This window comes from Streptomyces sp. NBC_00461 (genome assembly GCF_036013935.1).
Classification (GTDB): Bacteria; Actinomycetota; Actinomycetes; order Streptomycetales; family Streptomycetaceae; genus Streptomyces.
The window spans coordinates 800633-813369 of the sequence record NZ_CP107902.1; the positions used below are offsets into that span (position 1 = coordinate 800633).

Consider the following 12737-nt stretch of genomic DNA (forward strand, 5'->3'; position numbering starts at 1 on the left):
GGCACAGCCCCCTGCGTCCTTCCGCCGCGCCGGCCCGCCCCCGGGGACGCCATGCTGCCGTCCGGGCCGATCGGACTGCACGGTACGCCGTCCGCGCCGACACCCGGCGCGGACGGCACATGTTCATGGTGCGCCCCCGCCAGGGAGACTGTTGCCGCGTGTTCAGTTCTTCGGCGCCCCCGTCAGTTCCTGGGCGACCTCTGCCGCCCAGTTCTCGATCGCGGTGAAGTCGCGGAAGTCGCCGCCCTTCCCGTTGCGCACGATCATCCGCGCCATGCGCCCCTTCGCGCCCTCGACCAGGCAGCCGCCGAAGGTGACATGTCCCTTGGCGTCGAGCCGGATCATGGTCCGCCGGACGTCGGACACGGGCGGGATCTCCCGCTCCGAGGCCGAGGCATCGAGCGGGCCGCTGCTGAACAGCCACAGAGGGCGCTCGGCGAGGGCCCGCCGGTGCCGGCGGACGAAGCGCCGGGCGTCCTTGTGCCAGCGTCCGGCGTACAGGCCTGCGCCGACCACGACGGCGTCATAGTGCGTCACGTCGCTGACCGACGCCGCCGGGGCGGCCTCGACCGTGAGGCCGTCCTTGCGCAGGACGTCGGCCACAGTCTCGGCGATCTGTGCGGTGGATCCGTTCGTAGTTCCGTAGGCGACCAGCACGTTGCCGGGCATGACGGTCCGCCTCCTCTCATATCCTGCGCATCCAGTCGTCGGCCACGCCGTGCACGGCCGGCTCGGCGGGCCGGACACGGGCGTCGTCCAGCCGGAAGGCGAGCTTGTCGACGACAGCGACGACCCCGTCGATCTGACGGGTCATGGAGACTGCGATCTCCGTCTCGCTCTTGCGTTCCATGTGCCCGGTAAGCGTGACCACACCTTCGGTCACGGCAACGTCGATGCTGCGCGGCGGCAGCCACAGCGCGCGCACCAGCACCTCCTCGATGACCTCGGTGCGGATCTCCTCGTCGGGCCGCAGGAAGACCCTCAGCAGGTCACGGCGGGTGACGATGCCGACGAGCCGGTCCGCCTCGTCGAGGACGGGCAGCCGCTCCACGCGGTGCTGGGCCATGGTTCGTGCGGCCTCGACGATGGAGTTGTCGGCGTGCACCGTGATCGGCGGCTCGGTCATCAACTGTCCGGCGGTGCGTGCCCTGGCCTTCGCCGCCTGCTTCCGGGCGCGCGACGTCAGCTCGGCGAGCCGGAAGCGCTTCTTCGGCTCATGGGGGTCGGATGTCTCCGCCTGCCGGACCACCAGGTCCGTTTCGGAGATGACCCCGATGACCTTGTCGTCATCGTCGACGACCGGCAGTCCGCTGATGCGGTGCTCGCCGAGCCGACGCGTCACCTCCTTGAACGGGGTGCCGTACTCGGCGCGGACGACCTCCGTCGTCATGACGGAGCCGACCTTGTTGTGCTTCATGATGTCTCCTCCTCAGCGGAGTCGGCGCAGATACGGGTCCTGGGGCCTGCGTGGCAGCAGGCGCACACGCGCATCGAGCACGGTCACTCCGCCCGGTGCCGCGAGTACGGGGTTGAAGTCGGCCTCGGCGAGCTGGGGCAGGTCGCTCGCCATACGGGAGAGCCGGTGCAGCAGCTGTCGAGGGCTTGGAGATCGACGGGCCCGCTGCCCTGTGGACCGAACAGCAGGGGCGCGCAGCGCTGGGTCGTGATCAGATCGTGCACGTCGTGGTCGGTGAGCGGGGCCAGGCGTGCGGCGTGGTCGGCGAGCACCTCGGTGGCGGTGCCGCCGAGGCCGGCGAGACCGATCACCTGGCCCGTCCGCTCGGCCAGCAGCGCACGGTGTCCCGGGCGCGGTGCGGCGCAGGCGCGGTCGGCGGCCAACTCGGCGGAGCGCCGGCTCACGCCGAAGAACCTCAGCCGCAGGTTCTCCGGGGACATCTCCTCGTACAGTCCCTGAAGTTGCTCGTGGTCCTTCGCCGTCACGGGGCGGATGCACACGGTCGTGCCGTCCGCGAGCAGGGCGTGGACCGGGGGGCGGCTGGGCGTGTCGTCCTTCATCGCGATTCTCCTCCGGGATTCCTTACACTTCGAGCGTCCAGCGGAACGGGGCGAGGTCCCATGGGCTGACCGGCGTTGAACCGAGGGCCGGTCGGCCCCCGGTGTCCGCATGTCGGTGACGGGAAGGGCGGCGCCATGGCGGGCAAGAAGACGGCGGCGTTGCCGCGCAAGACGTACGAGAAGGAACTGCTGCGCCTGCAGACGGAACTGGTGAAGCTCCAGGAGTGGGTGCGCGCCGAGCGCGCACGGCTGGTGATCGTCTTCGAGGGCCGGGACGCGGCGGGCAAGGGCGGCACCATCAAACGGGTCGCCGAGCACCTCAACCCGCGTGTCGCGCGGATCGCGGCGCTGCCGACGCCCACCGAGCGCGAGCGCACCCAGTGGTACTTCCAGCGGTACGTGGAGCATCTGCCGGCCGCCGGGGAGATCGCGCTGTTCGACCGGTCCTGGTACAACCGGGCCGGGGTCGAGCATGTCATGGGCTTCTGTACGAAGGAGGAGTACCAGCTCTTCCTGCGCCAGTGCCCGATCTTCGAGCGGATGCTCGTCGAGGACGGCATCCTGCTGCGCAAGTACTGGTTCTCGGTGAGCGACTCCGAGCAGCAGGACCGTTTCCGGCGCAGGCTGCAGGACCCGGTACGGCGCTGGAAGCTGTCGCCGATGGACCTGGAGTCGATCACCCGCTGGGAGGCGTACTCCCGGGCCAAGGACGAGATGCTGGTGCACACCGACGTCCGTGAGGCGCCGTGGTACGTGGTGGAGAGCGACGACAAGCGCCGGGCACGGCTGAACATGATCGCCCACCTGCTCGGCTCCCTGCCGTACCACGAGGTGCCGCCGCCGGTGCTGGAGCTGCCGGACCGACCGGCGTCGACCGGCTACGTGCGTCCGCCGCGCGATCTGCAGAACTACGTTCCCGATCACGCGGCGAACCTGTGACTCACCCGTACTGCGGTACGACCGCGACCGGGCAGGCGGAGTGGTACAGCACCGCGTGGGCGACCCGCCCGAGCTGAAGCCCGTGGTGTCCCTCGCGCCGCCTGGCCCCGACGACCAGCAGGTCGGCATCGTGGGAGAGGTAGGCCAGCACCCGGCGGGCGTGGCCCTCCAGGGCACGCCGGCGCACCTCGACGTCGGCCGGTGCGTCCCGCAGTGCCGTCTCCAGCGCCTCGACGGCCTCTTCCTGGTGCAACCGGGCGGGCTCACCGGCCATCAGGGGATGGTCGGTGGTCTCGTGCGCGGGGCACCGCCAGGCCCGTACGGCGTCGAGGGGCACCCCGCGCAGCCGGGCCTCCTCGTAGGCGAAGCGGATGGCAGCCGTCTGCCTCGCGTCCTCTCCGACACCCACCACGACCCTGCCGTGGACCGGCGTCCGGGCCTGGTTGTCGTGGCTGCCGCGCACCACGGCGACGTCGAGGCCGAGGAGGACGGGCCGGTAGCGGGTGGCGGCCGACGCGATGCCCGTCGGGTCGGGCTCGTGCTCGTCGCCGGCCTGCTCGCCGGCGTGGACCAGAACGACGGGGCGTTCCGTGTGCGCCACCACGGCCAGGCCGACGGAGCCGATCACGAAGCCGCCGATCCCGCTGAGGCCTCGGCGTCCGAGGACCAGCAGTTCGGCGTCCTTCGCCCGCTCTGTGAGGATGTCCGCGGGCCGACCGGCCACCTGCTCGGTGACGACCTCCAGGCCGGGGTGACGCAGCCGGATGCCCTCTCCCGTCTCGCGGGGGATCTTGTCACTCCAGTACTGCAGGGTCTCCCCGCCCAGGAGCGGTGCCTGGGCGATCGGCTCCGGGACCGGCTCCCGGACGTGGAGCACTCTCAGCGGCAGGCCGCGCAGCGTCGCCTCGCGGGCTGCCCATTCGGCGGCGGCCCGGCTTTCGGGGAATCGTCGAGACCTGCGACAACGGTGCGGACCATGACTCTGCCAACTGATCAGGGATCTGCTTCCAGCGTCGTCACCCGGGACCAGTTGCCGCAGGGGCCGCTGGTCCCGCGCCGGGACCGACCGGCCCCATCCGCGACGCGCTGGGTGGGGCCGGCTGCTCCGGCCGCCCGAGCCTTCGTGCTGAAGGCACCGGTGAGGATCGTCGGCGACTGCGCCCACTGGGCCGAACGACCTCCACCGCGGGATCTGTTGGGCCGTACCGGCAGGTCGGCCCTCGCCCGCGCGGGTGCCTCGGTGGATCCTTGAGGCACCCTGCGGAAGGAGTCCCATGTCCCACCGCCCGGACCGGCACGCCCCGCGCCGACGTGACCTGGTGCCCGGCACCGCGGTGCTGAAGGGCTACCGTCGCTCCTGGCTGCGCGGCGACCTGCTGGCGGGTGCCACGGTCGCGGCGTATCTGGTCCCGCAGGTGATGGCGTACGCGGGTGTGGCCGGGCTGCCGCCGGTCGTCGGACTGTGGGCGATCCTGCCCGCGCTCGCCCTGTACACGCTGCTCGGTTCGTCACGGCTGCTGTCGGTGGGACCCGAGTCGACGACGGCGCTGATGACGGCGACCGTGGTGGCCCCTCTCGCGGGATCGGATCCGGACCGGTACGCCACGCTGGCCGCCACCCTCGCCATGACGGTCGGCCTGCTGTGTCTGGCGGCATGGGTGCTGCGCCTGGGGTTCATCGCCGATCTGCTCTCCCGCCCGGTCCTGATCGGCTATCTGGCGGGCGTGGCCCTCATCATGACGGTGGACCAGCTGCCCAAGCTGACCGGGGTGCCGACGACCGGGTCGGTCTTCTTCGCCCAACTGTGGTCATTTTTCGGGAACTTGGGGCAGGTCCACGCGGCCACGATGCTGTTCTCCGCCGCCATCCTCACTCTGCTGTTCGCGGTGGCCCGGTGGGCGCCCGCGCTTCCGGGGCCGTTGCTCGCCGTGGTGCTGGGCACGGTGGCCGTGATCGTCCTCGGCCTCGACGACCGGCTCGGCATCAAGGTGATCGGGGACGTGCCGGCGGGGCTCCCCGACCTCGGCCTCCCGGATCTGACGGAGGTGCCGCATCTGGTGCTGCCCGCCCTGGGAGTCCTGCTCGTCGCGTACACGGACTTCATCCTCACCGCACGGGCCTTCAGCGGCGGCGAGGACGATGCGGCGGATCTGGACGCCACCCAGGAGTTCCTGGCGCTGGGCGCGGCCAATCTCGGCGCGAGCGCGGTGCACGGGTTCCCGGTGAGCGCCAGCGCCAGCCGCACCGCGCTCGCCTCCTCGGCGGGCGCTCACAGCCAGGCCTACTCGCTGGTGGCCGGCGCGGGGGTCATCGCGGTCCTGCTGTTCCTCAGCCCTCTCCTCGCGCGGACGCCGTCGGCGGTGCTGGGCGCACTCGTCGTGTACGCCGCCACCCGCATGATCGACCTGGCGGGCTTCCGCCGCCTGGCCTCCTTCCGCCGCCGCGAACTGCTCCTGGCGCTCGGCTGCCTGGCCGGGGTGCTGGCCCTGGACATCCTCTACGGGGTACTGGTCGCCGTCGGCCTGTCGGTGGCCGAGCTGCTGAGCCGGGTGGCCCGCCCGCACGACGCCGTCGAGGGGCTGGTGCCGGGGATGGCCGGCATGCACGACGTGGAGGACTACCCGACGGCCCGCACCATTCCGGGCTTGCTGGTCTATCGCTACGACTCCCCTCTCTTCTTCGCCAACGCGGAGGACTTCCGGCGGCGCGCGCTGGCGGCCGTCGACGAACAGACCGAAGAGGTGCGCTGGTTCGTCCTCAACACCGAGGCCAACGTGGAGGTCGACATCACCGCCCTGGACGCGGTGGACGAGGTGCGCCGTGAACTGGTCGGGCGAGGCGTCGCGTTCGCCATGGCACGTGTCAAGCGGGACCTGCTGGACGATCTGCGGCCGTACGGGCTGGTGGACTCGGTCGGCGAGGACATGATCTTTCCCACGCTGCCCACGGCTGTGGCGGCGTACCGGGAGTGGCGCCGCGGCCGGTAGCCGGAGGTGCTCGGTGCGCCGCCGGGTGGCCCCCGGGCCGGGGCCGGGTGGCCCATGGTCCGTGCGGCTGCGTGCCGTCACGCTGGAAGCGGCCAGTCGAGACGCGCTGCTGGAGGCCCGCCATGTACGGTCCCACAACGACGATCATGCCGCGGGCGCTGCCCGCCTAGCACCGGCAGCGGCTGATGGACTTGGCCCGGGAGGTGTCGCTCCCCCCGGGCACCCGCCTCTTCGAGGAGGGCGGCAAAGCCGGCCGCTTCTGGATCATCCGCACCGGCACGGTCGAACTCGACATGCGCGTGCCCGGCCGCCGGGCCGCCGTCATCGAGTCCCTCGGGCACAACGAACTCGTCGGCTGGTCCTGGCTGTTCCCCCCGCACATCTGGCACCTCGGCGCGGAGGCGGCGACGCCCGTGCGGGCGTACGAGTTCGACGCCGTGGCCGTGCGCACGATGTGCAAGGAGGATCCGGCGTTCGGCGAGACCGTCGCCCGCTGGGTGGGCGAGGTGGTGGCCCACCGGCTGCGCACGGCCCGTACCCGGCTGCTGGATCCGTACGCCCCGTACGGCAGCGGGAGCGCGCGATGAACACGCCCCCCACCCGTGAGGAACGGAGTGCCGAAGGAGCGACCGTGCACGGATCGCCGCACATCGTCGCCGACGTGATGACCCGCGCCGTGATCACCGCCAACCGCAAGGACTCCTTCAAGGACCTCGTGCGGATCATGCAGGACCACAGGGTCGGCGCGCTGCCCGTGGTGGACGCCGTCGGCCGGGTCATGGGGGTCGTCTCCCAGGCGGACCTGCTCCCCAAGGAGGAGTTCCGCAACAGCGATCCCGACCGGTACACGCAGCTGCGCAGGCTGTCCGACCTGGCCAAGGCGGGTTCGGTCACCGCTGAGGAGCTGATGACCTCGCCCGCCCTCACCGTCCGGGCCGGCGCGACGCTCGCACAGGCCGCGCGGACGATGGCACGGTCCAGGGTCAAGCGCCTGCCCGTCGTCGACGCCGCGGGCCGGTTGGAGGGTGTCGTCAGCAGGGCCGACCTGCTGAAGGTGTTCCTCCGCGACGACGCGGCCATCGCGGAGGAGATACGGCAAGAGGTTGTGGCGTATCTCCTCCCCGCTCCGGCGTCCGCGGTGTGGGTCGAGGTCCGCGAGGGCGTCGTTCTGCTCTCCGGCCGGGTCCGGGACCGTGCCCTGGTGCCCGTGGCCGCACGACTGGCCAGGGCCGTGGAAGGTGTGGTGGACGTCCGGTTCGACCTGGCCGGGGACGGCTCGGCCGCAGAGTGAGCCACTGGGCGCCGGGCACGCGTGCCGCCCGTGTACCGCAGCCTCCCCTGCCGGGCTTCTTCGACGTAGCGTCGGTGGTAGGGCCGGTCGGCCCCAGTGCGTCCGCCCCCGGCACGTCACGATCGTCTGAGGGCGGCCCGTGGTCCGCCACTCATCGGGGAACGAGGGGTCGACATGACCGAGGCACGCACGTTCACGGCGCAGGACCCGATCCGTGTCTTCCTGCTGGACGACCACGAGGTCGTCCGGCGCGGCCTGGCCGACCTGCTCGACTCCGAGCCGGACATCAGTGTGGTGGGGGACGCCGCGAATGTCGAGCACGCGCTGGTGCGGGCCCCCGCCGTGCGGCCGCACGTGGCCGTCCTGGACGTACGCCTCCCTGACGGCGACGGCATCTCCGTCTGCCGCGACCTGCGCAGCCGCATGCCGGAGCTGGCCGTGCTGATGCTGACGTCCTTCGACGACGAGGACGCCCTGCTGGACGCGATCATGGCCGGTGCGTCCGGCTATGTGCTCAAGCAGATCAGGGGCTCCGACCTGGTCTCGGCGGTTCGTACGGTCGCCTCGGGCCAGTCGATGCTCGACCCCGCCACGACCGCCCGTCTGATGCGCACGCTGCGCACCGAGCCCGCCGAGGCCCCCGAACTCGCACCCGAGCTCGCGAGCCTGTCGCCGCGTGAACGGGAGATCCTCGCACTGATCGGGGACGGCCTGACCAACCGCGAGATCGGCAAGCGGCTCTATCTGTCGGAGAAGACCGTCAAGAACCACATCTCGCGGCTGCTGGCCAAGCTCGGCGTCCAGCGCCGCGTGCAGGCCGCCGTGCTCGCCTCGCAGCTGGAGCAGCCCGCGTCCGGGGACCGTCCCGCACGGCGGTGACGCCCCGGGGCCCTTCGGCCGGTCCATGAGGCCCTACGGCCCCTCCCCCGGACGCCCGCGTGTGGCCACCGTGGGTGGGGGCAGCCAACGGCCCGGCCGTCGCAGGGCGGGGAGGAGCACCCCATGACCATCACCGTCCTGGGCGTGCGGTCCCGGGCCCTCGCCCGTAGTCGGCGCCGTCGCCGGCCGTGTTCCAGGGCCGCACCGCCCACCTCCTGCGGACCGCTCTCGATGTCCTGCTCGGCGGCACGCGCCGGCCCCGCGCAAGCACGTCACTACGATCGTGCCCTCGGACGACCGCCATGATCGGACGGCCTCCATGATCGGACGGCGGCACGGGCTGGTCATGCGGCCGAAGGTCCTCGGCGGCGGGCCTTCGGAGTGGGTCGCCGACGGAGTCATCGGCGCTCATCATGGAGGGAGAGGCACCCGGCTCGTCGAGTCGCATCCGCAGAGGTGAGCCGCATGGCTCTGTCCGTACGACACGGGCCGGGAAACGTGCCGGAGCGGGCTGCGAGACCGCCGAGGCGCCCGAGGCCGAGTGCGCACAGCCGAGCTTCGAGCGCGAAGACGGTGCATGGTCGCTCCGGGCGGAAAGGGAGGAAGCCATGAAGGTCGCAGTGCTGACCGGCGGCGGTGACTGTCCCGGCCTCAACGCCGTGATCCGCAGCGTCGTCCGCAAAGGCACCCAGGAGTACGGCTTCGAGTTCGTCGGCCTGCGCGACGGCTGGCTCGGTGCGCTGCAGGACAACGTCGTGCCACTGGACATCGCCCGTGTGCGCGGGATCCTGCCACGCGGCGGAACCATCCTCGGTTCCTCCCGCACCAACCCCCTCAAGCACGAGGACGGGGTGCGGCGCATCAAGGACACCCTGGCCGCGCACCAGGTGGACGCACTCGTCGTGATCGGCGGCGAGGACACACTCGGTGCGGCCACCGAGCTGAGCCGCCAGGGAGTCAATCTGGTCGGCGTGCCCAAGACCATCGACAACGACGTGCCCGGCACCGACTACACCTTCGGCTTCGACACGGCCGTGGGCATCGCCACCGAGGCCATCGACCGCCTCCACACCACCGCCGAGTCGCACATGCGCACCCTGGTGGTGGAGGTGATGGGCCGGCACTGCGGGTGGATCGCCCTGCATGCCGGCGTCGCCGGCGGCGCCAACGTGATCCTCCTCCCGGAGCGGCCGTTCGACATCGACCAGGTCTGTGCCTGGGTGAAGAACCGCTTCAAGATCAACTATGCGCCGATCGTGGTCGTCGCCGAGGGAGCCGTCCCCAAGGAGGGGCGGATGATCCTCAAGGACCGGACGCTGGACGAGTACGGGCATGTGCACCTGTCCGGCATCGGCGAGTGGCTGGCCCAGGAGATCTCGGCACGTACGGGCACGGATGCCCGCACCACTGTCCTTGGGCACGTTCAGCGTGGCGGCACTCCGAGCGCCTTCGACCGGTGGCTGGCCACCCGCTTCGGGCTGCACGCCGTCGACGCGGTCAAGGACGGCGACTTCGGCGTCATGGTGGCCCTGCGCGGCACCGACATCGTCCGCGTCCCGCTCGACGAGAGCCGGGGCAGGACCAAGACGGTCGATCCGGCGCTGTACGACGAGTTCGAGGTGTTCTTCGGCTGACCTCGCCACCGCCGGACCTGCTCCCCCACCCTCGGTCGGCATGAGGCACGGCCGCCAACGGGCAAATCTGCCGGCCGCCGCCCGCGCCGACGACGGCAACGTTCATCTGTCCGTCTTCGGGGTCGAGCTGATGCGTCGGGTGTCACAACGGTCGGCCACACGGCCTCACTTGAGCGGCGGACACCGCCGGCCCGGCGAACGGCAGGCGGGTCAGCAGGCCACCGGCACCCGCCACACCAGCCTGGTGCCGCCGCCGTCGGGGCTGCTCAGCTCCAGTCGTCCGCCGAGTTGCTCGGCGCGCTCGGCCATGTAGGCCAGGCCGCTGCGGCGCCCCTCGGCCGGGATGCCCACGCCGTTGTCGGACACGGTCAGCCGCACCTCCGCGCCTTCGCAGACGACGTCGAGCACCATGTCACCCACGGCGCCTGCCGCTCGTCCCAACGGCCGCCCACGATCCCGGTACCGCCCGCCACACCCCCGGAGACCTGGCGATGGCCCGTACCCGAAACCTGCGCATCGACCACATCGCCTGCACCGGTCACGGCCTGTGCGCCGAACTGCTCCCCGAGCTGGTCGGCCTCGACGAGTGGGGCTATCCCGTCCTCATCGGCAGGACCGTCCCCGTCCGGCTTCGCGCCCACGCCCGGCGCGCCGTCACGGCCTGCCCACACCTGGCCCTCCACACCGACGAACCAGCGTGACGTGCGCGGCCTTTCCGGGGTCCGCGACCACAGGACCGTGCCCGGAGAAGTCGCCGCCGGCTGCGATCCACAGGTTGTGCCGCGGTGGTCGCAGGGCCCGCACCCCTTGTCGCATGCGGGCCCGCCCCTGACCTGCCCACCCCGACGTCGGGATGAGCCCGCGTCAGGTCAGTTGTCGTCCCCGTCGCCACTCGACGCCGTCTTCGAGTAGCCGCCCTGCCAGGCGGCCTTCGCCCCCGAGTCGCCGATGCGGTAGACGTCGACGACGGCTCCCGCCGACACGACGAGCGACAGCACCACGGCGGCGATGCGCATCGGCGTGGCGGACAGGCGTGTGCGGGGCGAGGTCCCCGACGCGGACGCGGCGGTGCGGCGAGCCGCCCACCAGACGACGACGGTCAGAACGAACAGGCCGCCTGCCCAGGGAAGCATGCCGTCGCCGAGCTCGGCGTGCCGGCGCACCAGCGCGTTGCTGCCGACGTGTTGCTCCAGCCACTCCCCGGCTGACGTGGTGAGGGGAACGCTCAGGAGCGTGACCAGGGCCAGCAGCGGCAGCACGATGCCCAGGCGCTGTGCCGCCGTCGGCCGGATCGCGCAGACCACGAGGGCCAGAGCGGTCAGGGGGACGAGCACGACGACGAAATGCACGAGCAATATGTGCGCGGGCAGGCCGTTGACCAGGCTCATTGGTGGCTCCTCCAGCGGGGTTGGCACACGTGGTGTTGATCAGTCGCGCCAGCCTGGCACAGGAAGTTCTCAGCTTCTTCTGAGCGTACGAAGGCCTGGCCCTCGGCTCAGGGGCGGACGCTCCGGTACGGAACATCGTCCGGCCCGTGCCCTTCCGGAACACGCCCCGGTGCCAGGTCGGCGCGCACGTGCTGGTGCCCCGTGAGGGCTTCGGGGCGCAGGATCGTGTCCAGTTGGTCGGTGGTCAGGAGACCCGATTCGGCCGCAAGGTCCTTGATGAGACGGCCGGTGGCCCTGGCCTGGCGGGCGAGGGAGGTGCTTGCGGCATAGCCGATGTACGGGGCGAGCGCGGTGACCAGGCCGATGGAGCGGTGGACACCGTCGTGGAGGTGGTCACGGTTGGCTGTGATGCCGGGGACGCAACGGACGGCGAGCGTGTCACAGGCAGCGCGGAGGTGGGTCAGGGAGCGCAACAGGCTGTAGGCGATGACGGGTTCGAACGCGTTGAGCTGGAGCTGGCCCGCTTCGGCGGCCATGGTCACGGTCAGGTCGTTTCCGATGACCTCGAAGGCCACTTGGTTGACGACTTCCGGGATGACCGGGTTGACCTTGCCGGGCATGATCGAGGAACCGGCCTGTACCGGTGGGAGGTTGATCTCGCCCAGTCCGGTGGTCGGGCCCGACGAGGTCAGGCGCAGGTCGTTGCAGGTCTTGGAGAGTTTGACCGCGACTCGCTTCAGGACGCCGGAGAGCTGGACGAAGGCCCCGCAGTCCTGGGTGGCCTCGATGAGGTCACCCGCGGACACCACCGGTTCGCCACTGATCCCGGCGAGGTGCGCGCAGGCCAGCTCGGCATAACGGGGGTGGCCGTTGATGCGGGTCCCGATCGCCGTACCGCCGAGGTTGCATTCCAGGAGCAGGGCGCCGGCCTCGGTGAGGCGCCGTCGGTCCTCCTCGATCATGACGGCGTACGTGGTGAATTCCTGACCGAGTGTCATGGGTACCGCGTCCTGGAGCTGGGTGCGGCCCATCTTCAGTACGTCGCTGAACTGTGCGGCCTTCGCGGTGAAGCTGCCCGCCAGGTGCTCCAGGGACGCGCAGAGCCGTCGCAGTGAGGTGACCAGGGCCAGGCGCACGGCGGTGGGGTAGACGTCGTTGGTGCTCTGGCCCAGGTTCACGTGGTCGAGCGGGTGGATGACCTCGTAGCGGCCACGAGGATGGCCGAGGAGCTCCAGGGCTCTGTTCGCGATGACCTCGTTGGCGTTCATGTTCGTCGACGTCCCGGCGCCGCCTTGGATGGGATCGACGACGAACTGGTCATGGAGCCGTCCGGCGCCGATCTCCCGGCAGGCCGTGATGATCGCTTCGGCGATCTCCGAAGGCAGCAGGCCCAGGTCGCGGTTGGCTGCTGCGGCGGCCTGCTTGACCGCAGCCAGCGAGGCGATCAGGTCGGGGAACTGGGCGATGGTCGACCCGGTGATCGAGAAGTTCTCCAGGGCCCGCACCGTGTGCACGCCGTAATACGCGTCGGCGGGGACCTCCTTGTCGCCCAGCAGGTCGTGCTCGATACGCGTGGCTGCCGCCATCCGGTGCTCCTCTTCAT

At 71.2% G+C, this 12737-nt stretch carries 12 protein-coding genes and 2 pseudogenes; 7 read left to right on the forward strand and 7 right to left on the reverse strand.

What is annotated here, in order from left to right:
• Positions 1-162: 162 nt before the first annotated feature.
• The 3 genes and pseudogenes from OG870_RS03840 to OG870_RS03850 form a co-directional block, all read right to left on the reverse strand.
• Complete coding sequence (locus OG870_RS03840; protein ID WP_266593546.1) at positions 163-669, reverse strand: flavodoxin domain-containing protein; 507 nt, start codon at positions 667-669, stop codon at positions 163-165.
• A 16-nt stretch (positions 670-685) separates the two neighbouring features.
• A complete protein-coding gene (locus OG870_RS03845) occupies positions 686-1417 on the reverse strand; it encodes a CBS domain-containing protein (RefSeq protein WP_266593544.1) in 732 nt (243 codons plus the stop codon).
• Positions 1418-1429: 12 nt separating this feature from the next.
• A pseudogene (locus tag OG870_RS03850) lies at positions 1430-1758 on the reverse strand (acetate--CoA ligase family protein); the annotation flags it as partial.
• Positions 1759-2151: 393 nt separating this feature from the next.
• On the opposite strand from OG870_RS03850, the gene ppk2 reads away from it, so the two are divergent.
• Positions 2152-2955 (forward strand): polyphosphate kinase 2, encoded by an 804-nt coding sequence (gene ppk2, locus OG870_RS03855; RefSeq protein ID WP_266593542.1) that lies wholly within the window; start codon positions 2152-2154, stop codon positions 2953-2955.
• Between the two features lies 1 nt (position 2956).
• On the opposite strand, the gene OG870_RS03860 is transcribed toward ppk2, so the two are convergent.
• A complete protein-coding gene (locus OG870_RS03860) occupies positions 2957-4231 on the reverse strand; it encodes a universal stress protein (RefSeq protein WP_323179513.1) in 1275 nt (424 codons plus the stop codon).
• On the opposite strand from OG870_RS03860, the gene OG870_RS03865 reads away from it, so the two are divergent.
• The 5 genes from OG870_RS03865 (at position 4230) to OG870_RS03885 (ending at position 9746) form a co-directional block, all read left to right on the forward strand.
• On the forward strand, positions 4230-5942 hold the full coding sequence (locus OG870_RS03865) for a SulP family inorganic anion transporter (RefSeq protein WP_266593540.1): 1713 nt from the start codon (positions 4230-4232) through the stop codon (positions 5940-5942). The genes OG870_RS03860 and OG870_RS03865 overlap by 2 nt on opposite strands.
• A gap of 182 nt (positions 5943-6124) precedes the next feature.
• Positions 6125-6529, forward strand: a complete 405-nt coding sequence (locus OG870_RS03870) for a cyclic nucleotide-binding domain-containing protein (RefSeq protein ID WP_327692284.1) — start codon at positions 6125-6127, stop codon at positions 6527-6529.
• Positions 6530-6573: 44 nt separating this feature from the next.
• A complete protein-coding gene (locus tag OG870_RS03875) occupies positions 6574-7233 on the forward strand; it encodes a CBS domain-containing protein (protein ID WP_266593815.1) in 660 nt (219 codons plus the stop codon).
• A 174-nt stretch (positions 7234-7407) separates the two neighbouring features.
• Positions 7408-8112, forward strand: coding sequence for a response regulator (locus tag OG870_RS03880; protein WP_266593538.1), 705 nt, complete (start codon positions 7408-7410; stop codon positions 8110-8112).
• Between the two features lie 608 nt (positions 8113-8720).
• Positions 8721-9746, forward strand: coding sequence for a 6-phosphofructokinase (locus OG870_RS03885; RefSeq protein ID WP_327690611.1), 1026 nt, complete (start codon positions 8721-8723; stop codon positions 9744-9746).
• A 210-nt stretch (positions 9747-9956) separates the two neighbouring features.
• On the opposite strand, the pseudogene OG870_RS03890 reads toward OG870_RS03885, so the two are convergent.
• Positions 9957-10136, reverse strand: a pseudogene (locus OG870_RS03890) (ATP-binding protein); the annotation flags it as partial.
• A gap of 101 nt (positions 10137-10237) precedes the next feature.
• Here OG870_RS03890 and OG870_RS03895 point away from each other — a divergent pair.
• A complete protein-coding gene (locus tag OG870_RS03895) occupies positions 10238-10447 on the forward strand; it encodes a ferredoxin (protein WP_266593534.1) in 210 nt (69 codons plus the stop codon).
• A 168-nt stretch (positions 10448-10615) separates the two neighbouring features.
• On the opposite strand, the gene OG870_RS03900 is transcribed toward OG870_RS03895, so the two are convergent.
• Positions 10616-11134: a DUF2231 domain-containing protein gene (locus tag OG870_RS03900; protein WP_266593532.1), complete on the reverse strand. Its 519-nt coding sequence runs from the start codon at positions 11132-11134 to the stop codon at positions 10616-10618.
• Between the two features lie 107 nt (positions 11135-11241).
• Entirely contained in the window at positions 11242-12720 is a 1479-nt protein-coding gene (locus OG870_RS03905; RefSeq protein ID WP_327690612.1) for an aspartate ammonia-lyase, read from the reverse strand.
• Positions 12721-12737: the final 17 nt, after the last annotated feature.